Source organism: Maribacter corallii (assembly GCF_047345415.1).
Taxonomy (GTDB): domain Bacteria; phylum Bacteroidota; class Bacteroidia; order Flavobacteriales; family Flavobacteriaceae; genus Maribacter_C.
This window is the reverse complement of sequence record NZ_JBLFEP010000008.1, coordinates 13,848-35,711: the sequence shown is the minus strand read 5'-3', so window position 1 is coordinate 35,711 and position 21,864 is coordinate 13,848. Positions and strand designations below refer to the sequence as shown.

Sequence of the window (21,864 nt, the reverse complement as noted above, 5' to 3'; positions counted from 1 at the left end):
AACTCGGTAAGAGTTAAAATAAAAAGAAGGAAGGTGTGGCTAATGAATAGGGGAGTAGTCAGTGGGTCACGACCTTTAATTACATATCGATGTCGAATACCAAGGTATCCAACTCGGTCGCGGTCCATGGAGTGATCTTACCTTGGGTTCTAAAGCGAACGCCCCCAACTGTTCTGCTAGTCACTTCAGTACCTGAATTGCCCCATGCGTTTCTGATATAGGTCGCAATGGCTGCAATATCTTCATTTTGAAGCGTGGAAAAAGAGGGCATTTCAGGCAGGATATCTGGAGAGTCGTACATTTTTCCATCGACTTCAATGGGGCCTTGCATCCCATGTAAAAGAAGCATCGCCAGTTTTTCATCATCTTTTGTTACCCATTCCGATTTGTTAAGAGGAGGCGCAAAGCGTCTCATGCCTTCACCGCTGGTGCCGTGGCAACTAGCGCAGAGGTTCAAGTACTTTTGGCGCCCTGTCGCGAACACTTTGCTATCGATATTGGAAGGAATGCCGCTAACCATATCTGATTCAGATTCGGAACTCGTTGCAAGACCGCTCACAAGCGCATTTTTAATCCAGTGGGTTTCTTCATCCGCATAGGTAGCCGTGATTCGTCTGAGGCGATCAATGTCCGTTTCAGATTCGGAATTGACGATTGCGGTAGCTAAAAGTTCGAGCATGATCTCATTGGTTTGTCTATGCGGTACCTGCTCCTTTAATACTACCTTCAGCATATCCATTTCCCTGTTTTCTAAACTGCTCATGACTACATCCCTTGCCAGTGGCAACGGACCGTAGGTACTTAAAAATTTACGGGAGGTGGTCAAGGCCAAGGCCGAATTCAAATGATGACTTGACAAGACCATTTGCATCTTTAAAATGGGTGCCGCAGTATCATAACTATTTTGAACAAAGTCCTCTATTTCCAAAAGGATCTCGGGATTCTTTTCGGTATTTCGAATGGCAAGTCGTAGGGCGGCCTGTGCTACTTTGGGGTCCGAAGCGCTTAGGGCCGACAAATAGATATCCGCTTTATGATACCCTAAACCCTCCAAGGTCCAAAGGGCATGTAGCTGCCCTAGCGGAGTGCCCTTTTCAATCAATTCCCCCAAGAAAGGTGCTAGGCTTACGTCTCCCTGCTCCACCAATAGGCGTTGGGCCGTATCCCTAGTCCAGCCATTCTTGCTGTCCAGTTGTTCGACCAGCTCCTGAGGATTCAATTTTGATAAATCAGGGGTTCCTATGGGTTCCTTATTTTTGGAGGTTATCCGCCAAATACGTCCCATATGTATGGGTTGGTCAAGTCCACGCTTCAACGTTTCTTCCCTAAGATAATCGGTCATGTAGGGGGCGTGTTGAATAACGCCCTTGTACATGTCTACGACATAGAGCGCACCGTCCGGGCCGGAAGCCAAAGAAATCGGTCTAAAACGTTCGTCTGTCGAAGCCAAAAACTCTTTACCGTCGTAGGTGTTTTTCGCCTGTAGCATGAAACCTTCCTCCCATAGTTCATTTTGTTTGATGAGGTTGGCAGTTGGTTCGCAAACGAAAGCATCACCATAATAGTTTTTAGGTAGCGCATGTCCGCGATGGATCAATGGGCCACAGGCGGAGGCAAATTCAAGAATCCGTCCTTTTTCATCCAATGTTCCGGGAACATACCCTCTATTGATCGCGGTATTACTGCGAATGGGAAATACTCTTCTGTCTAGGGTCAGTCCGTGATCGATCCCGGTCGTGGCCGTATGATGTCGATTTGCACTCAAGGCATTAGGGGGTACCAGATCGGCATGTAGCTGTGACCAATTGTAATTGTAGAATAAGCGCCCCGCATCATCGTGGCAAATACCCCATTGTCCGCGAAACTCGGTGGTATCCTTGACCCAACTAGTGTTGATTTTCTTATAGCGGAATTTCGATTTCGCGTTATAGAACCAATTGTCCAACCCTCTTAAAAGGCCATTTGCGGAATGTTCCGGCACACCCAGACCTCCATATAAGGAATCGATCAGTATTTTTTTGTCCGCCCTGAAATCCCCATCACTATCCGAAACAAACCATAACGGCATATTTTCCGCGACTAAAATACCCCCTTTGACTAGGGCCAATGCCCGAGGTAGTATCAGGCTGTCCAAAAAAGTCTGCCGACGGTCCATTTGGCCATCCCCGTTGTCATCGAACAACACGGAAATCCGTCCAATTTTATCCTCTTCGCCCGTCCCGTCAATGTCCTGCATGAAGCCCAGCATTTCGGCTACCCAGAGTCGCCCTCCTTCGTCGAAGGTAATAGCCACTGGATCTTGTACCAGCGGTTCGGAGGCCACCAATTGAATCGTAAGGTTTGGATCGGCCAATTGAAAAGTTTTCAATGCCTCATCTGGTGAAAGGGCAGGCGAGATGGGCTTTTCACAAGCGTCACAAAAGAACAAGACCATTCCCCCTAAAAAAAAGCTGCGCGTTGTTTTTGTGAAACGGCTAAAATTCATCTTTTAGAAAATAAAACTTGCAATGTACACGCATAATGCGGCAAAAGTGCCGACCACAAGAGTACCTAAAGTATATACACGATATCCTGTCTTTACATCAATACCGGAAAATTGGGTCAAAATCCAGAAACCGCTGTCGTTCGCATGTGAGACCACCATCGCTCCGGCACCGATTGCCGCGACCACTAGAGCCTTATCAATTTCCGTAGAGAAGCCCATAGTCAGTAACAGCGGAGCTACGATAGATGCGGTAGTAATCAAAGCCACCGTTGAGGAACCTTGTGCCGTTTTGATCGCAGCACAGAGTAAAAAAGGAAGCCATATCCCTAAATTCGCACCCGATAGGGCATCTGCCAATACATCTGCAATACCGCTATTTTGAAGGATGGTTCCGAAAATTCCACCTGCACCCGTTATAAGGATGATGTTCGAGGCATCCGCCAAAGCCTTTCCGACCCAACCACTGGTGGCCAACATTTCATTATCCCATTTTTTAGGAAGTAAAAAGGCGAACAACATACCGATGATCAAGGCAATAATCGGAGAACCGATAAAGGAAATAAAAGCGATAAGTCCAGTGGCTTCTTGACCTTCAGGAAGGTTGAATTCCATGATGGACTTCCCAACAATCAGCAGGATAGGAATCAGAATGGGCAAGAAAGATTTAAAGGCGCTCGGGGCCTCTTTCATTTTCTCTTGAATGACTTCATCCGTGACTTCAGGGTTTGGGTCTATGAAGTGTTTGGACCCCATTTTTTTGCAGTAGATGATGGCCAGTATCAATGATAGGATACCGATGACCAAACCGACCAACATCACCAATCCGACATCCGCTCCGATGATTCCGGCAGCGGCTATAGGTCCTGGAGTAGGTGGAACCAAAACATGGGTAATCATCAGACCCAGAATCAATGCCGTGGCCGTACCTACTATGGAAAGTCCGGCGCGCTTGGTCAAACTCTTGTTCAAGGGATTCAGGATAATGAAACCACTATCCGCAAAAACCGGAATGGAAACAATAAAACCTACGATACCCATCGCCTCATGCACTCTTTTTTTGCCGATAACCTTTAGCACGACTTCCGCTAATTTGTAGGCCCCTCCGGAATGTTCCAGAAATGCTCCGATAATTACTCCTAAGACGATGACGATTCCTATTTTACCAAGAGTTACCCCAAATCCATCGTTTACGAATTTTACAATGTCGTCCAATGACATTCCTGAAAAAAGGGCAAAGAAAATTGCTGCGGCCAGGAGTGCTAAAAACGGATGCACTTTAAGCCGTACAGTGAGTAAAATAATAAGGAGTACACTAAGAACTAATAGGAGTATTGCAATCATAATAAGGTTGGTTTAATGTGCATCACGTGTCACTTTTGAACTGGATTTTCCCACCAGAAAATCAAGGTCGGCACCTAGGTGGGCTTGTTCAACAGTACTCGTATAAAGTTTGGTATAGCCTCTTTTCGCCTGAGGTTCTGGCGCTTTCCATACCGCTCTTCGCTTCTCAAGTTCGGCATCGGTTACTTCAAGATGTAATTTTCGATTCGGTACGTCCAGTACAATGTAATCACCACTTTCGACGAGACCAAGTACGCCTCCGACCGAAGACTCCGGTGATACATGTAGTACAACGGTTCCGAAAGCCGTACCGCTCATTCGGCCATCGGAAATACGGACCATATCCTTGATTCCTTTTTTCAGGAGTTTTTCCGGTATTTCCATGTTGCCTACCTCAGGCATTCCGGGGTACCCTACGGGCCCGACACCTTTGAGTACCATGACACTATTTTCGTCGATATCCAGATCAGGGTCGTCGACGGTGGATAGAAATTCTTCTATAGTCTCGAATACCACAGCTTTTCCACGGTGTGACATTAGCTCAGGTGTTGCTGCGGAAGGCTTAATGACCGCACCATTCTCGCATAAATTACCATATAGAACCGCAATTCCCGCTTCTTTGATAATGGGGGAGTCAATCGGTGATATAACCTCTTTATTAAAGCACTCGGCATGCTGGTTGTTTTCTCCAATCGATTTACCATTGACCGTTATGGCATCGTTGTGTAAATGATCGGTCATTTCCTTGATGACAACGGGTAGCCCGCCAGCATCAAAAAAGTCTTCCATTAAAAAGGTGCCGGAAGGCATAAGGTTCACCAGTAGCGGGATTTTACTCCCCAAATCGTCAAAATCCTTTAGATCAAGTTGCACACCTATTCTCCGAGCTATCGCCGTTAGGTGAATGATGAAATTGGTGGAACCGCCTATTGCGGCATTTATTTTTATAGCATTTTCAAAAGCTTCCCGGGTCAATATTTTCGAGAGCTTCAAATCTTCTCTGACCATATCGACAATACGTCTTCCTGATAGTTGGGCCATCACTTTTTTACGTGAATCCACAGCAGGAATGGCCGCGGCCCCAGGCAAGGTCAACCCAAGGGATTCGACCATGCATGCCATGGTCGATGCTGTACCCATGGTCATACAATGTCCGGAACTTCGAGCGGAACAAATCTCTGCTTCGATTTGATCTGCTTCGGTAAAACCTTCATTTTTGATTTTGTCTTTCAATTGCCATACAAAAGTTCCTGAGCCAATACGTTCACCTTTATACTTGCCGTTCAACATGGGGCCTCCGGGAACCACAATGGTGGGTAAATCTACGCTACAGGCGCCCATTACCGTTGAAGGCGTGGTCTTATCGCAACCAGTAAGTAGCACTACGCCGTCGAGCGGATTGGCGCGAATGGTTTCCTCCGTATCCATGGCTGCCAGATTTCTAAAGAGCATGGCCGTCGGGCGCATTAAAATCTCTCCCAAGCTTGTCACCGGAAATTCGAACGGAACTCCTCCCGCTTCCAAAACACCGCGTTTGACGAATTCCGCAAACTCGCGAAGATGTCCGTTACAAGGTGTGAGATCGGACCAGGTATTACAAATACCAATGACCGGTCTGCTTCTAAAGTAATCATCAGGATACCCCTGGTTGCGCAACCAGGAACGATGGATAAAGGCAGATTTCGGATCTACGGGACTGAACCAATCCGAACTGCGTAATTTTTCCTTATTCTTTTTTTTCATTTAGTTATTGGGATGGTATGAGTGTATTAAAGTAAACATCTTTGTGCTAGTTCGCAAAATGGAACGACTTTAAATCGAACTTCCCATCTTTTTTGGTTGTAGTATTCAAAATGGGAAAGGAGCTTATGACGCATTACCCTGATTCTTTTTAAATAGGTCGCACGCCACAATAAAAATCCTTACTTTAGAATGGTGTTTTTGTGAAAGTGAACAATATACATGAGACGGAGAAGGTTTATCAAAAATTCTGCTAGCGGTGCCTTGGCAATGGGATTCCCCCTGATTTCTGCCTTGCCCGCTTCTTTGAAAGAAACTAGATTCGGGGCGGCAGAGGCGACCTTTATGATACGTAGGTATCGCAACTTGAAGAGTGCGAAATACCCGCAATACGATAACGCACTGCAAATGATCGAACATTTTAGTTCAATGGGTTTCAAAGGTGCCCAATTGACGATGTATGGGCTCGATTCCGCACTAGCCAAAAAAATTCTCCGACGTCGTGAAGAATTGAACTTCTTTATGGAAGGGCAAATCAAATTACCAAAAGACACCAATGATATTGACCGCTTTGAACAGCAGGTACGAGAGACCAAAGAAATGGACGTTGATATTATTCGAACGGTCTGTCTCTCGGGAAGGCGCTATGAGAACTTTGACACGAACGAAGCGTTTCAAGTATTCAGGAAAGCCTCGGAAACTTCCTTGCAACTGGCCGAACCGATTATGCGGAAGCACCGTATACGGCTAGCCGTTGAGAACCACAAAGATTGGCGTGCGACGGAGTTTCTTGAAATCTTAAAAGCCCTTGATAGTGAATGGGTCGGGGTGACTCTTGACACGGGCAATAATATTTCGCTTCTGGAAGACCCCATGGAAGTCGTAAGAGCTCTAGCACCCTATGCCTTTACGGTACATTTAAAAGATATGGCCGTCGAGACGTATGAAGACGGATTTTTACTGTCGGAAGTGAATTTGGGCGAGGGGTTTTTGGATATCGAAGGAATGATTTCCGAAATCCGTACCCATAACCCTGATATCCGGTTTAATTTGGAGATGATTACTAGGGATCCACTTAAGGTTCCATGCTTGACGGAAGCTTATTGGGCCACATTTGGCGCTATTTCCGCTGCCGAACTTGCTACTTTTCTCGGAAAGGTCAGGAAGTATGAATCAAAATCGGCCCTGCCTCGAATTTCGAATAAATCCGCAGATGAACAATTGGCTTTGGAAATCGAGAATAACAAAACTTCGGTACAGTTTGCCAAGAAAAATTATGGTTTTCGTTAACTAATGACTCAAAAATAAGATGATAGATACCACATTACCCGGAATAGCACTTTTTGATTTAAAAGGTAAAAATGCGATGATTACAGGAGGCTCCAAAGGATTAGGTCTTGCTATGGCCGCTGGCTTGGCCTCGGCCGGTGCCAATATTGCCCTGGTCAATAGAAAGCTTGACGAAGGGCAGGCCGCCGCCGAATCACTTTCAAAAACTTACGATATCGAGGCAAAGGCCTATGCCGCTGATGTCACTGAGGCTTCGCAGATCAATCAAGCCGTAGCTTTGGCCCAGAAGGATTTCGGCAGTGTTGATATCTTGATCAATAGTGCCGGCATTAATATTCGAGGGGCGATCGATGAACTTTCGCATGATGAGTTTCACCAGGTGATGAAAGTCAATGTAGATGGTATCTGGTTGGCTTCCAAGGCCGTAGTGCCCCAAATGAAGGAAAACGGTTGGGGGCGCATCATTAATATGGCGAGTACACTTGGTTTGGTGGGGCTTGCCAATAGAACTCCCTATGCGACTAGTAAAGGTGCAGTGGTTCAAATGACGCGCGCCCTAGGTCTTGAATTGGCACCGTTCAACATAGCGGTCAATGCGATTTGTCCGGGACCTTTCTTGACGGAAATGAATATTCCCATAGCGGGTACGGAAGAGGCCAAGAAGTTTATTGTTGGGGCTACAGCCTTGGCGCGGTGGGGAGAACTCAAGGAAATTCAAGGTGCCGCTCTTCTTCTGGCCAGTGACGCAGGCAGTTATATGGTGGGCTCGATGCTGACCGTTGACGGAGGATGGACGGCTAAATAAGGCCTCCTGTTTCTTAAGCTGCCCAATTGCCCGTGTAGTCCTTTTTCTGGACCCTACCTGTTTTTTCCGCTTTCATTTTATAATAAATAGCGCTATTTTTGGTTATTGTAGCACGACTATGATACCCCCCTGTTTATAACCATTAGGACGGTATCATTAAACCAAAAAGCATACAATGCAAGTAGAGAATGTGGGCGAACAGCTATTGGAGATTCTCCAGAAAAATGTAGCTGTTGAATCGAACAAGTGGTTGATGGACAAAATCACCGGTATTTGTGCGGATAAATCAACGAAACAGCTCTACCTCACCTACAGTCTCATCGGATCTAAAATAGTTGCGAATCAGCGCATTGAAATACCTGGGGAATCGGCCTTAAATGAGTATCTATCAATGCAAGGGGCTACCTGTACCCAAATAGCACGAATTTACCTGCTGATTCGTGTATTGAACTTCGATCACCAGTTTTTTTCACCCAAGGTGGCCAATATCATACAAGTAGCGGATACTGGGGAATTGGAGACTTTTCTAAAGTTTTTGATTCTGTTGCCACGGCCGGAAGACTACGTTGCCACAGCTGTAGACGCTTTACGGACGAACATCTCTACCGTGTTCAATGCGATTGCATACCACAATCCGTATCCAGCCCGTTTTTTTAACGAGCAACAGTGGAATCAAATGTATTTGAAAACAGCTTTTATGCAAGGTGACTTAAGTGCTTTGGCTCAAATCGATAAGCGGGCCAACGCCGAGTTAGCTCGAATAATTGCCGACTATGCGCATGAGCGATGGGCGGCCTCACGTGATATCGATCCCTATTTTTGGCGTCCGGTCAGCCGATTTTTAGATGAAGCTTTGCTAGAGGATATGAAGCGCTTGTTGTCCAGTGAAAACAGTAAGGAGAATGCTGCAGGGGCACTATGTTGTTTTTATTCCGGAAATCCATCGGCCAAGGCCCTATTGGATGATTACCAGGATCTAACTATTCAAATAGAAGAAGAAAAATTAAGTTGGAATACACTTTAAAGAAAGCGTTATGGAAGAAAAAATGATGATCATCGACCCGCATGTGCATATGACATCCCGAACAACGGATGATTATGAAGCCATGGCAAAGGCCGGTGTGGTTGCCCTTATCGAACCTTCTTTTTGGTTGGGCCAACCTCGAACACAGGTGGGCTCTTTTCAAGATTACTACAGCAGTCTGGTCGGTTGGGAACCCTTTAGGGCCAGCCAATTCGGTATTCAGCATTATTGTACTATTGGTCTGAATTCGAAAGAGGCCAACAATGAGGCATTGGCCGAGCAGGTAATCGAATTATTACCCCTCTATGTTCATAAGCAAAATGTGGTGGCTATCGGTGAAATAGGTTATGATGACCAAACCCCGGCGGAGGACAAGTATTTTAGAATCCAATTGGAGATGGCCAAGGAGCTCGGTATGGTGGTACAAGTACATACGCCACATCGTGACAAAAAAGCCGGTACCATAAAAAGTATGGAAGTCTGTTTGGAACACGGTCTGGATCCATCCATGGTTGTAATCGACCATAATAATGAGGAAACGGTACAAGAGGTTTTAGATCGCGGCTTTATCGCCGCTTTTACCATTTACCCCAAAACAAAGATGGGCAATGAGCGAATGGTAGAGGTGGTCAGGAAATTCGGCAGTGATAATATCATCGTCGACAGTTCTGCAGATTGGGGTGTCAGTGATCCGTTGGCAGTTCCGAAAACGGCTTCCCTGATGCTTAAAAGAGGCATCGATCGCGCAGATGTGGTTAAAACCTGCTATCAAAATGCACTCGATATTTTCGGAAAAAACGGAAAAATGAAGGAGTCGGACTGGTTGAACCCAAAGGGAATCAATCAGACACAGTTGTACAATGATAATAGTGTACTACGCGGACAAGAACCCAAGGTGGATATTGATAAGATCGTTTAAATGAACCCGATTCTTATAGGGTATTTGCGATTAATGCGCCCGGCCAATTTGCCTACGGCAGCGGCCGATATTTTGGCAGGGGTCGCCCTATCAAGCTGGTTCATCGGTGCCGGGGTGTCATCTACATCGCTTTTTCCCATTCTTTTTTTGGTGATTGCTTCTGTATTTCTATATGCTGGTGGTGTAGTGTTGAACGATGTATTCGATTTTGAAATCGATAAAGTAGAGCGACCGGAGCGAGCGCTTCCTAGTGGTTTGATCTCCGTAAGGTCCGCGGCTCTATTCGGGGCGGTTTTGCTGAGCATTGGAGTGGTTTTTGCCTTTTGGGTGACTTCCCTGAGTGGCCTAATTGCAATCGCCTTGGCTTTAGCTATATTGGCCTATGACGGTTTTTCAAAGAAATATGATTTTTTAGGTCCCTTGAATATGGGACTCTGTAGGGCATTGAACCTGTTGCTTGGTATTTCGATCGTTTCTCAATTGCCGAATTGGGAGTATGCCTGTATTCCTTTGATTTATATTTTTGCGATAACATTGATCAGTAGGGGGGAAGTGCACGGTGATAACAAGAAACATTTGGTATGGGCGGGCTTCGTATACGCTTCGGTAATTTTTATCGTTGTGGTTATGGCCCTCTATAGAACCGATAGTGTTATGCAGACCATTCCCTTTCTGACGCTTTTCGCATTTTTGGTCTTTCGACCTCTGGTCAAGGCGTATCATGAGAATTCTCCAATGAATATCAAAAAGGCCGTTATCAGCGGAGTACTTTCAGTGGTGGTCTTGGATGCGGCAATTGCATCGGGTCACACCGTGTGGTGGTATGCTGTACTCATTCTTTTGTTGTTGCCATTATCCATACTTTTATCAAAACTATTTGCAGTTACTTAAATTCAGTTGATGTCGCAGACACCTATAAAACAAAACTTTTCCGTTACTTTTACGTATCAACTCTACTTTACGGAGCATCTTTTCAATATTGAAAATCCACTCTTCAAAACGGTGGTGGAAGGGTACAAAACACACACCCGGCTAAAAGTACTTTTTGTCATTGACCATGGGGTGGAACGTGCACATCCTGAACTTCGGAATTCAATAGTGAACTACTGTAAGTCGCATTCGGAATGTTTGGAGTATACTGCAAGTTTGGTCATACCTGGGGGTGAAGTATGTAAAAATGACCCAGAAGCCGTGCAAACCGTACTCAGGGCTATCAATGAAGAACATATTGATCGGCATTCCTTTGTTGTTGCCATTGGAGGTGGTGCTATCATTGATATGGCTGGTTATGCCGCGGCAATAGCACACAGAGGCGTGAAGCTGATTCGAATACCGACCACCGTACTCTCACAGAATGACTCGGCCGTAGGGGTGAAAAACAGTGTCAATAGTTTCGAAAAGAAGAATTTCCTGGGCACCTTCGCACCCCCTTATGCCATTATAAATGACACGGTTTTTTTACACACCTTGGAGCAGCGAGATTGGATTGCCGGTATTGCAGAGGCCATCAAGGTAGCCTTGATCAAGGACCGTGCTTTTTTCGAGTATCTTGAAGGGAATGCAGAGGGGCTCAAGAATCGCGAGATGATTCCAATGGAATATGTCATTTATAAATGTGCTGAAATGCATATGCACCATATCGCCCAAGGGGGTGACCCTTTTGAAAATGGATCGTCGCGACCTTTGGATTTTGGGCATTGGGCAGCACACAAGATGGAACAAATGTCCAACTATGAGTTGCGACATGGCGAGGCTGTGGCCAAAGGTATTGCTTTGGATATGGTCTATGCCCATTTAACGGGATTGGTGTCAGAAACCGTTTTGAATCGTATTCTTAACGTGATGAAGGCCATCGGTTTCGATTTGCGGATACCGGTTTCTACGGATCAGGAGATGGACACTCTCTTATTGGGCATCCAAGAATTTCAAGAACATCTTGGAGGCGAGCTTTGTATTACCCTGATTTCTGAAATAGGAGTAAAGCACGATGTCAACAGTATTTCTTACGATACGATGAAAAGAGCCATTACGGAATTGAATCATACCTATCTAAACTAATCTCAAATGCGCATCAACGATAGTGCTCATCTGACCTATTGCACCAACATTCATCCCGGTTCAAATTGGGAACGCACGTTCAGCAGCTTGAAAGCTTATGTACCCTTGATCAAAAAGGAAGTGGCGAACGAGCAGGCTTTTGGTCTGGGGCTGCGCCTGTCTAACAAGGCCAGTGAAGAATTAGGCCTGGGCCCTCGGCTCAGTGAATTTAAAACCTGGCTGCAAGAAAATGATATATATGTGTTTACCATGAACGGTTTCCCCTATGGGAATTTTCATGATGAGCGCGTAAAGGATAATGTGCATGCGCCTGATTGGACAACAAAGGAGCGCCTAACCTACACCAGACGTCTCTTTACCCAATTGGCGGAGCTACTTCCCGATGCTATGGACGGGGGGATTTCGACCTCTCCCATTTCGTACAAACACTGGCATATATCGCAAGATGCAAAGCACCAAGCGTTTACAAAGGGAGCTGCGCATTTGTGCGAAGTTGTGCTACAACTACATGATATTGAACTGCGCACAGGAAAATACCTGCACCTTGACTTGGAACCGGAACCTGATGGACTCATCGAGAATAGTGACGAGTTCTTGTTCTTTTTCGATACCTATCTGCTTCCGATAGCGCAAGAGGCCTTGGTCAAAGAACTATCCATTTCAACGGAGGAGATTGTAGCTTTGGTGAAGCGCCATATTACCATGTGCTATGACATCTGCCATTTTTCATTAGCCTATGAAGAACCAGAAAGCACATTTCAAAAGCTTTCGGAATGCGGGATCGGCATTGGAAAAATCCAGGTCAGCGCCGCATTGAAGATTCTATATGCCGAGGACGAAATGGAGGCCATTTGGGAATCACTGGCCCGCTTTGATGAACCGACCTATCTGCATCAAGTCACTGAAATGATCGACGGAAAAGTACATACCTACAATGATCTGCCTATTGTTTTAAAAGAGCGCAAGGTGTTTACCGAGCTGCGCGCGCACTTTCATGTACCCATTTTCTTGGAACAATTCGGCAAATTGTATTCTACCCAAGATCATATTCTAAAGGTGACCGAATATCTTAAAGGGAAGACCATATCGAATCATTTGGAAATAGAAACCTATACTTGGGATGTGCTACCGAAAGAGTTGAAGAAAGACCTATCGGATTCCATTGTCCGAGAAATCGAATGGTTAAAGAAAATAGTGATGTTCAATGCGTAAGACAGTCGTAATCAATGTGGTCGGTCTGACCAAGCGCTTGATCGGGGAACACACTCCCCGTATCAAATCCTTTCTTGAAAAAGGAAAACAGGCGGTAATCCATCCGGTATTACCGGCGGTCACCTGTGCCGCGCAATCTACTTATCTCACTGGAAAAAATCCTTCCGAACATGGTATTGTGGGTAATGGTTGGTACTTTAAGGACGAATGCGAGGTCAAGTTCTGGCGGCAGTCGAACAAGTTGGTGCAAGGTGAGAAATTATGGGACGTACTCAAAAGAGAAGACCCAAAGTTCACCTGTGCGAACATGTTTTGGTGGTATAATATGTATTCTACGGCGGACTACAGTGTCACACCCCGCCCAAACTATTTGGCCGATGGCAGAAAGATTCCCGATTGTTACTCTCACCCTGCGGAACTGCGAGATACCCTACAAGACCAACTGGGCACTTTTCCGTTATTCCATTTTTGGGGGCCTAAGACCACGATTAAGTCGAGCCAATGGATTGCAGATGCCACCATCAAAACAGATGAGTTGCATCATCCTACGTTGACCTTGGTATATCTGCCCCATCTCGATTATAATATACAGCGCTACGGACTTGACTTTAATGTCATTGGCAAAGATTTGGAAGAAATCGATGCGGTCGTAGGCCAACTCCTATCACACTATGAAAATCAGGATGCCCATATCGTCCTGCTTTCGGAATACGGTATTACGGATGTTGACCATCCGGTTCACCTCAATCGCGTGTTGCGAAAGGAAGGATATGTAAATATTCGTACAGAAAGAGGGCTTGAACTCTTGGATGCAGGAGCCAGTCAGGCTTTTGCAGTAGCTGATCATCAAGTGGCACATATCTATTTAAATGACACTACATTGAAGGCGAAAGTCAAAAAATTGATTGAAGACTTGGATGGTGTCGAAAGGGTATTGTCAGACGAAGAAATTGCCAATGCAAATTTGGATCACCAACGCTGTGGTGACCTCGTGGTCATTGCCGATTCACGCTCTTGGTTTACCTACTACTTTTGGTTGGATGATAAGAAAGCACCTGATTTCGCACGTATGGTGGATATTCATAAAAAGCCAGGGTATGATCCTGTCGAAATGTTGACCGACCCCAAAGACCCATTTGTGATGCCCAAGGTTATCGGAAAACTGATTCGCAAAAAATTAGGGTTTAGAACGGTGATGAACATCATTCCCTTAGATGCCAAATTGGTGAAGGGCTCGCATGGAAGAATTCCAGAGGATGAAGATGACTACCCCATTTTTATAACGAATGCGACAACAATGGAAATCGACCCGAAAATTGATTCGACAGCGGTTTTCGAGGTGTTAAAGGCTCATGTTACCTAATCTTGCTTGTTCGGCCGATAGCGCTCGTTACATTAAGCCCTAAGTGAAGAGAATTCACTTTTCAGTAGATTGAGTTTTAGCTGCAACTCATTTAGATGTTGAGCAGAGACCGATTCTTGGGATACTAAGCGGTTGGCCTGAAAAATACCATAATTCAAAGAAATTGTGAATGCTCGGGTTTCTTCATACTTGTGACTTCTCAACTTTCCGGAATAATCCGCTTCAAAGGCCATTCTCAAATTATAGAATTTTTGCACTAAGCTTGTCGTACGATCATTGATGTTTTTAGACTTTGAAGTTTGCTCTTTCGTGGTCATCATAGGGTTTACGGAATTAAAAGTTTGGGTCGATATTTGAAAGTTATCATTCGAATACCTCTTCAAATACGCACTAATTATTTTTAGAGCCAACAATAATCGACAAAACACAATAATCTGATGTTAAGAAGTTTAGATATGATCCTCGAAAAGAAATGGGTTGCTATCGGAAATTCGCTTTTTGGTTTGAGCGGTCTAAGCGCTATTCCGATGCGAACGGTTTTGAAAAATGAGGAGCACCAAACGACCCCTCCTATCTAGAATTTAGTGTCCCGCGAATTTGGGCTATTCGACCAAAATAAACTCGCTTCTTCTGTTCTTTCGGTGTTCTTTCTCCGTACATTTTATGGTGCCATCGCAACGGTTCGTTAGTTGCGATTCTCCCATTCCAACACTGGAAACCCGTGTAATGGAAATGTCTTTAGATAGCAGATAATTTAAGGTTTCCCGAGCCCTTTTTTGAGAAAGTACTTTGTTGTAAGCCCTATGTCCTCTACTATCGGTGTGTGAACGAATTTCAACTTTGGCCTTGGGATATGTATTGAGATACGCGATTATTTTTTCCAAGATCATTTTGGCATCATGTCGCAAATAAGATGTATTGAAATCGAAATAAATGGGGTTCGTGCCTAGGTGTTTTGTCAAATCGGTGCCGATTAGGGTTCCATTGTCTTCCGGTACAAGGTGCAGTGCGATATTGGAGAAATCCATTGTACCCATTGAAATTGTTCTCTTATCTGACGCATATCCATCTTTTGAAGCGACCAATACATAATCGGTTTCTTGGCACTCAGTAGTCAGGGCATATTCGCCGTTGGCATCGGAATGTGTTTCATCTCGGATACTGCCGTTTCCATCCAGTAAGGTGACCGTAGTATTTTGTATAAAGGCATCCGTTTCCTTGTCTTTGACAACTCCTGCTAGATGAATAAAGCAGCGCGTATCCAAGGCTTTAAGCTCCGTAAGGGCATAAATGTCATCGCTTCCCATTCCGCCCGCTCGATTGGATGCAAAATACCCCTTCTTGGTATTCGGATTGATAATGAAAGAGAAATCGTCGGCAACACTGTTCAGCGGCTCCCCCAAATTAACGATTCGGCTACTTTCTATAGTTTTCAAATCCACGGCAAATATATCAAGCCCTCCTAAACCCGGATGACCATCTGAAGCGAAATATAGAATGTCATCTTCAGTAACGTATGGGAAAGTTTCACGACCACCGGTATTGATTTTTGCCCCAAGGTTTTTTGGTACGCCAAAACTCCCATCGGGATGGATATCCACCACGAAAATATCGGATTGCCCTTGTGTCCCTTCGATATCCGAAGTGAAGTAGAGCTTGTCTTCCGCTTTGTTCAATGCTGGATGGGCTACTGAATACCCTTCTTGATTAAAAGGAAGTTGCTGTATTCTTCTCCATTTTCCATCCTCGAACACGGCGCTGTAGAGCTTTAGTCTACTGATTCCTTTGGAGTCTCTTCCGAATGTTTTTCCCTTTTCCCTATTCCGCGTAAAGTACACGGTTTTACCATCTTGTGTAAAAGCTGTTGATGACTCGTGTAGTCTGGTATTGAGCTTATCGGAAAAGCGCATGATCCTGCGAAAGCGGCCTTCCTCAGTACGCGTTGCCATATATAGGTTCAAGAAGCGTTTTTTGTTCCAGTTGTGGGTACTATTATAGATAATCGAACTATCTCGCGCCGTGGAGAAAACAATACCATCTAGACGAAAGGAAGGGGCGAAATCCGATTCTATCGAGTTAATGGCGATATTTTCAATTTCGTAACTCCCCTGTTTTTCTTCAATACTCCTTTTGAAACCCTCGAAGGTCATCCCCATTTTTTCACCGTTGCGTTCGTATATTTTACGTAAAACGGCCGAGGACGCCTCATAGTTCTTTATAGACCCCAAGCTATTGGCGTAGCGGTACATATGTTCGGTACCTAGAGGTTCGGTATCGTTCTCCGAAACCAATCCATACCATTTTGCTGCTTCTGAATAGTTCGCGTTGAAATAGTTGGCGTCACCAAGATTACGATAGATTTCCGGAGAAGTGGTTCCTTTCTTTACCAGATCCTCATAGTTTCGAATGGCTTTGATAAACTCATAATTTTCGAAACTCGTTTTAGCGCGGCGTTCTCTTCGATCTTGCCCTTGAACTGCAAAGACCAAGAATAGGGTTGCGAGAATTGGATATGTTCGTATGTTTCTCATGGGTTGTACTTTAAAAGAACCTTGGGGTCAATACGCCATTCTTACCGTCGAACAATTCAAAACGCAGGAATACTTCGAAAGTTCCGTCGCTGAACGCGGTATCTCCCAATTCGGTAATTTCACGGTCGTAGGCCAACCCCAATAGCAACTGGTCGCTGATCTGAAAGCCTGCTAGGGCACTAAAGGCCGCTTCCCAACGATAGGCTGCCCCAAGACTGAAGCTGTTATTGATCAATAGGTTGCCGGAAAGATCCATTTGCACAGGAGCGCCCTTCACCGCTCGAAAGAGTAGGGCCGGCTTGAACCTCAAGTTGTTGTTTATATCGAATACATAACCTAGAATGGTATACCAGTTGATACGTTCCCTGGCCAAATACGAAGTGGAATTCGCTGAACCATCAAAATGTTCGGTCTCCAAGAAATTGGGCACGGATAAGCCCGCATAAAAGCGATTGGTTCGGTAATAGATACCAGTTCCGAAATTTGGTGAGAAGTTGTTGTCGACGTTCGAAAAGCCATTGTTACGCTGTTCTTCCAGAAAACCAGAGAGTTTTGAAAGGTCTAAGTTGAGCAGATGGCCACCGGCCTTCAGACCAAAGGACAAGTGTCCTTCAATGCCAATAGGCACCCTATACGAAAAGGCTAGATCGAAAGACGTTTCCTTAAGGGTACCATTGCCGATTTGGTCGTTCACGATTGACATACCCATCCCGACTTGTTTGCCCATAGGGGAATGTAAATTGAAGGTTTGGGTTTTTGGTGCTCCATCAAGACCGACCCATTGCGAACGGTGCAATGCTGCAATACTCAACACCTCTCTAGAACCTACGTAAGCAGGATTTATAGCGACCGTGTTGTACATATATTGGGTAAACTGCGCATCTTGCTGTGCTGCCATTTTGAATATGGCGGTGGTGGCTAGTACCCATATGATGAAGGACTTCCTCATTTTTACTAATTTATAAGCTAGATTTCCGATAGGTTAGGAGTGAGCTTGGTGGAAAGACCCTTACGGATTCTTACAAGGGTAACATAGGTCATCGAATATATAAGTTGTTTCATTTAAGAATAGTATTGAGAATTGTAATGGTACGGTGAAATGGACCTCTAGGCTCCCAATAGCAATGCAATAAAAAACTATTTAATAAGAATAGTACTACATTTGTTGTGTAAGTAGTCATTTTGGTTGTCAACTAAGATAGACCTGAGGTTTGCGATTCGATATTGATTACCGCGTGGTGTAGATAGCTTTTGACTTCTATGCACAAAAAAACCCCGCAATCTTGCGGGGTCCAAACATGCATCGCATGTTCAACTAACCTAAAACATGCCCGTGCACGTCCCTTTACACGGACAATTTCTTTACGCTACATCTTGCCATAAATCCGTAACTTTCAATATATCAGCGGGTTGTCTCTTAACACATGCTATTTTGAAATCGGGTAGAGGACTCCTTTTAGGCGGAGTGCACATAGCTATTTGTTGATTACTTATCATAGTGAGTAGGTGGTATTTTGTATTTTAGTATGATGTTCAAATCGTTGTAGCTCACCATAGTTTTATTTTTATCACGCAACTATAGCGATATGTTTACGAAGTGCAATTACCTACATATTTATAAGAAAATACTTACAAATGTTGAGAAGTGTTTGAGTTTTGTTGTGAAATGTGCGGATGATGTGGTTGACGTGACGAAAAATGGTGATTTTTTAGGTCTTCAGTAGTTGTAAAGTATTTTTTACATCTACTTTTTTATGATTAGTTTGGAAGGAGTGTCGATTCGTAAATGGGCTTTAAAAAGCTGAATCACGGATGGCTTGTTCGATTTTTGATGACACTCGCATAGATTATATTTTATTTGGAATACCGCGGTCCCTACAAACGATTTGGCACATATTGTCTTATTTTTGTGCTCTAATCCCATTACATATGCGATTCGTCCTCCGGTTTGGCTTTTTCTTCTTTCTTTACATTTTAATAATGATGTCCTACTCCTGCAAGGAATCTGTCGGTCAAAACGAAGAGCATGCCTTTACGAACGATTTGATACGGGAAACAAGTCCTTACCTACTTCAACATGCACATAATCCGGTAAATTGGCAAGCCTGGAACGAAGATGTTCTTGAAAGGGCAAAAGAAACGAATAAGCTTATTCTCATCAGTATCGGTTATTCTTCTTGCCATTGGTGTCATGTAATGGAAGAAGAAACTTTTGAGGACTTGGAAGTTTCAAAATTGATGAACGAGAACTTTATCAATATCAAGGTAGATCGAGAAGAACGACCTGATATCGATCAGGTATACCAAACAGCGGCGCAGCTGCAGGGTCAAAATGGGGGATGGCCTTTGAACGCGATCACCTTGCCTAATGGCAAGCCGTTATACCTTGGTACCTATCACACCAAAGACCAATGGATGCAGGTTTTGGCCAATGTCAATAAACAATTTACGGAAGACCCTCAAAAAGCGGCACAATATGCAGATAGATTGGCTGCAGGAATCGAAGCGACCAATGTGTTCGAACCTTCTTCCGAGTTTGAAAAACTCACTAAGGAGGCGCTGCAATCGGCCACTGTTACATGGCAACAAAACTGGGATGTAACGTTAGGCGGAGATAAGGGGCAGCAGAAATTCCCGGTTCCCAATAGTCTTGACTTTCTTTTGGATTATGCCTTAGTCAACGAAGATCAAGCAACATTGGATCATGTTAAGAACACCTTGGATCAAATGGCCAACGGGGGGATTTATGATCATCTAGGTGGCGGATTTTTTCGCTACAGTACGGACCCGAATTGGAAAGTACCGCATTTTGAGAAAATGCTTTACGACAATGCACAGCTGGTCGGCCTTTATGCTAAGGCGTATGCCGTTTTCAAGGAATCGAGGTACAAAGAGGTTGTTTTTGAAACCATCGATTTCTTGAACCGGGAAATGAAGCATTCGGAAGGGGGCTATTATGCCGCGCTGGATGCCGATAGTGAAGGAGAGGAAGGCAAATTCTACATTTGGAGAGCAGAAGAGCTCAAAAATCTTTTAGGAGCGGAATTTACGCTGTTCAGCTCGTACTATGCCATTGAACAAGGAGAGGCTTGGGAGAATGACCATTATATACTTCATAAAAAACGCTCGGATGCCGCCTTTTTACAAGAACACGAGATTGGAGCGGAAGAACTTCTACAATACAAAAACAAATGGTCTGCAGCATTGATGGAGGCCAGAAATGCCCGCGTTAGACCGAATACCGACGACAAGGTATTGACCTCATGGAACGCACTTTTAATTAGTGGTTTGATCGAAGCCCATAGGGCCTTTAATGAAGAACGTTTTCTGGAACAAGCCATAGCCACCTACGACTTCATCACTGAGAAGAGCTATTCCGACAGTCAATTGAGACATTCGTACAAAGTAGGTAGCAAACGTTCCGAGGGATTTTTGGAAGACTATGCTTTTCTGACCCAAGCAGCGATCCAACTTTATAAGGTCAGCCTCGATAGCTCCTATCTCGATTTTGCTACTATCTTAACCAAAACTACCCAAGAAAAGTTCTTGGATTCCAATTCCGGATTGTTCCGATTCAACGATAATGAAGACCTGATTTCGAATATCGTCAAAACCCATGATGGTGATATTCCTTCCCCGAATTCGGTCATCGCCAATAATTTGTTCCAGTTGGGGCATATCAATTACAACGTGGCCTATATGAAACAATCGAAAACGATGTTGACCACACTGTTGCCCTACGTGACCGGATATAGTTCTAGTTATGCCAATTGGAGTCACCTGCTATTGAAGGTGGTATATCCTTTTTATGAAATTGCCGTGGTAGGGGAAAACGCGAAGTCGGACATAAACGATTTACAGACCCGATTTATTCCCAATACACTTATTGTTGGAAGTCTTAAGGAAAGTGAGTTGCCACTTTTTGAAGATCGGTTTGTAGACGGGAAGACCTATATATATGTATGCCAAGACCGTGTGTGCAAATTACCGGTGACCACTGTCACCGCGGCATTGGAGCAACTGGAGAATTTTTAAGCCCTATTTTACTTTAAATCTACGGCCAAGATATAGTCGTCAGCGGTCATAAAGAGCTTTTTTTCGTCCTTTCCAAAAGCACAATTCGCCGTTTTTTGTCCAGTTCGAATGCGAGCTAGGACTTTCCCTTCTGGGTTGAAAACCCAAACACCGCCTGGTCCAGTGGCAAAAAGAATTCCATCCTTATTGACCTTGAGTCCATCAGGAAGTCCGTCTTCATTTTCCTTACCCACCAAATGGGTCACGTCAAATAGTAATTCCTTTTTGTCAACGATACCTGGGGCTTTCAGATTGTATGTTTGCCAGACCGCACCTTCTGGATCCGATACGGCCACGTACAGCGTATTGTTGTCGGGGGAAAGTCCCACACCGTTGGGTCTGCTAAGTTTATCGACCAACACCAGTTCTCCTGAGGTCAATAGGCAGTATACGCCTTGAAATTCGAGCTCTTTTTCGGGATCTTCCATTTGCCCAGGTAAGCCATATGGGGGATCGGTAAAATAGAGGTTGCCCTCCGTATCATAGACGCCATCATTCGGACTATTGAATCGTTTTCCTTGATACCTATTTACTATAGTCGTATAATCCACTTTCGGACTTGCGATAGGCGCATTCATCTTAGCGACCTGTCGGTTTCCGTGTTGCATTATTACGAGATCTCCTTGAGGGCTCAGTAGCAAACCATTGGAACCCGGTTCGGCTCCAGTAAAATCTTCACCCGAAAACCCGGAAGGGTGCAGATACGTAATCGTATCGTTTTGCGCGTTTAATTTATAGACCTTGTTATTCGGAATATCCGAAAACAAGAGATAGTTGCCATCTTCAACATATAAAGGGCCTTCCGTCCACTCAAAACCGCTCGCCAAAACCTCGATTTTAGCATCGCTATTTATGATTTCAATCGCGCGGTCATCGAAGATCTCGATCGCGAATTTGGAGGTTATATCCGATGGGGCCCTAGTTTCCGATGCTGTAATACCGGTAGCATCTTCAGGCGCTTTTTTTTGCTGCTTACATGCGAGGGCCAGCGTAAGTAGTAGCGCCATGCAGGTGACCTTAAA

General features: G+C 44.6%; 17 protein-coding genes. 10 read left to right on the top strand and 7 right to left on the bottom strand.

Going from position 1 to position 21,864, the window contains the following annotated elements:
- Positions 1-79 precede the first annotated feature (79 nt).
- Genes ACKWCA_RS23480 through ACKWCA_RS23470 form a run of 3 tightly spaced genes read right to left on the bottom strand, consistent with a single transcriptional unit; the run spans position 80 to position 5,569 of the window.
- Positions 80-2,485: a DUF7133 domain-containing protein gene (locus tag ACKWCA_RS23480; RefSeq protein WP_413980693.1), complete on the bottom strand. Its 2,406-nt coding sequence runs from the start codon at positions 2,483-2,485 to the stop codon at positions 80-82.
- A gap of 3 nt (positions 2,486-2,488) precedes the next feature.
- Positions 2,489-3,826 (bottom strand): GntP family permease, encoded by a 1,338-nt coding sequence (locus tag ACKWCA_RS23475; protein WP_413980692.1) that lies wholly within the window; start codon positions 3,824-3,826, stop codon positions 2,489-2,491.
- Between the two features lie 12 nt (positions 3,827-3,838).
- On the bottom strand, positions 3,839-5,569 hold the full coding sequence (locus tag ACKWCA_RS23470; protein WP_413980691.1) for an IlvD/Edd family dehydratase: 1,731 nt from the start codon (positions 5,567-5,569) through the stop codon (positions 3,839-3,841).
- A 219-nt stretch (positions 5,570-5,788) separates the two neighbouring features.
- Here ACKWCA_RS23470 and ACKWCA_RS23465 point away from each other — a divergent pair, with 219 nt between their 5' ends.
- From ACKWCA_RS23465 to ACKWCA_RS23430, 8 genes are all read left to right on the top strand, one after another.
- A complete protein-coding gene (locus ACKWCA_RS23465) occupies positions 5,789-6,856 on the top strand; it encodes a sugar phosphate isomerase/epimerase family protein (protein ID WP_413980690.1) in 1,068 nt (355 codons plus the stop codon).
- A 19-nt stretch (positions 6,857-6,875) separates the two neighbouring features.
- On the top strand, positions 6,876-7,661 hold the full coding sequence (locus ACKWCA_RS23460; RefSeq protein ID WP_413980689.1) for an SDR family NAD(P)-dependent oxidoreductase: 786 nt from the start codon (positions 6,876-6,878) through the stop codon (positions 7,659-7,661).
- A gap of 175 nt (positions 7,662-7,836) precedes the next feature.
- Complete coding sequence (locus ACKWCA_RS23455; RefSeq protein ID WP_413980688.1) at positions 7,837-8,685, top strand: EboA domain-containing protein; 849 nt, start codon at positions 7,837-7,839, stop codon at positions 8,683-8,685.
- A 10-nt stretch (positions 8,686-8,695) separates the two neighbouring features.
- Positions 8,696-9,604, top strand: a complete 909-nt coding sequence (locus ACKWCA_RS23450; protein WP_413980687.1) for a TatD family hydrolase — start codon at positions 8,696-8,698, stop codon at positions 9,602-9,604.
- Positions 9,605-10,495, top strand: coding sequence for a UbiA-like protein EboC (eboC, locus tag ACKWCA_RS23445; protein ID WP_413980686.1), 891 nt, complete (start codon positions 9,605-9,607; stop codon positions 10,493-10,495).
- A 9-nt stretch (positions 10,496-10,504) separates the two neighbouring features.
- Positions 10,505-11,662: a 3-dehydroquinate synthase gene (locus ACKWCA_RS23440; protein WP_413980685.1), complete on the top strand. Its 1,158-nt coding sequence runs from the start codon at positions 10,505-10,507 to the stop codon at positions 11,660-11,662.
- 6 nt (positions 11,663-11,668) lie between these two features.
- A complete protein-coding gene (gene eboE, locus ACKWCA_RS23435; protein WP_413980684.1) occupies positions 11,669-12,874 on the top strand; it encodes a metabolite traffic protein EboE in 1,206 nt (401 codons plus the stop codon).
- Positions 12,867-14,237 (top strand): alkaline phosphatase family protein, encoded by a 1,371-nt coding sequence (locus tag ACKWCA_RS23430; protein WP_413980683.1) that lies wholly within the window; start codon positions 12,867-12,869, stop codon positions 14,235-14,237. The genes eboE and ACKWCA_RS23430 overlap by 8 nt, the downstream gene beginning before the upstream one ends.
- A gap of 32 nt (positions 14,238-14,269) precedes the next feature.
- Here ACKWCA_RS23430 and ACKWCA_RS23425 read toward each other — a convergent pair whose 3' ends face one another.
- Positions 14,270-14,557, bottom strand: a complete 288-nt coding sequence (locus ACKWCA_RS23425) for a hypothetical protein (RefSeq protein WP_413980682.1) — start codon at positions 14,555-14,557, stop codon at positions 14,270-14,272.
- A 117-nt stretch (positions 14,558-14,674) separates the two neighbouring features.
- Between ACKWCA_RS23425 and ACKWCA_RS23420 the strand changes: the two genes are divergently transcribed.
- Positions 14,675-14,815, top strand: a complete 141-nt coding sequence (locus ACKWCA_RS23420; RefSeq protein WP_413980681.1) for a hypothetical protein — start codon at positions 14,675-14,677, stop codon at positions 14,813-14,815.
- A gap of 24 nt (positions 14,816-14,839) precedes the next feature.
- On the opposite strand, the gene ACKWCA_RS23415 is transcribed toward ACKWCA_RS23420, so the two are convergent.
- Together ACKWCA_RS23415 and ACKWCA_RS23410 are read right to left on the bottom strand one after the other, a co-directional pair.
- Positions 14,840-16,768, bottom strand: coding sequence for an OmpA family protein (locus ACKWCA_RS23415; RefSeq protein WP_413980680.1), 1,929 nt, complete (start codon positions 16,766-16,768; stop codon positions 14,840-14,842).
- Positions 16,769-16,778: 10 nt separating this feature from the next.
- Positions 16,779-17,717: a PorP/SprF family type IX secretion system membrane protein gene (locus ACKWCA_RS23410; RefSeq protein ID WP_413980679.1), complete on the bottom strand. Its 939-nt coding sequence runs from the start codon at positions 17,715-17,717 to the stop codon at positions 16,779-16,781.
- Positions 17,718-18,748: 1,031 nt separating this feature from the next.
- Between ACKWCA_RS23410 and ACKWCA_RS23405 the strand changes: the two genes are divergently transcribed.
- A complete protein-coding gene (locus ACKWCA_RS23405) occupies positions 18,749-20,803 on the top strand; it encodes a thioredoxin domain-containing protein (protein ID WP_413980678.1) in 2,055 nt (684 codons plus the stop codon).
- A gap of 8 nt (positions 20,804-20,811) precedes the next feature.
- Here ACKWCA_RS23405 and ACKWCA_RS23400 read toward each other — a convergent pair whose 3' ends face one another.
- Positions 20,812-21,849: an SMP-30/gluconolactonase/LRE family protein gene (locus tag ACKWCA_RS23400; protein ID WP_413980677.1), complete on the bottom strand. Its 1,038-nt coding sequence runs from the start codon at positions 21,847-21,849 to the stop codon at positions 20,812-20,814.
- Positions 21,850-21,864: the final 15 nt, after the last annotated feature.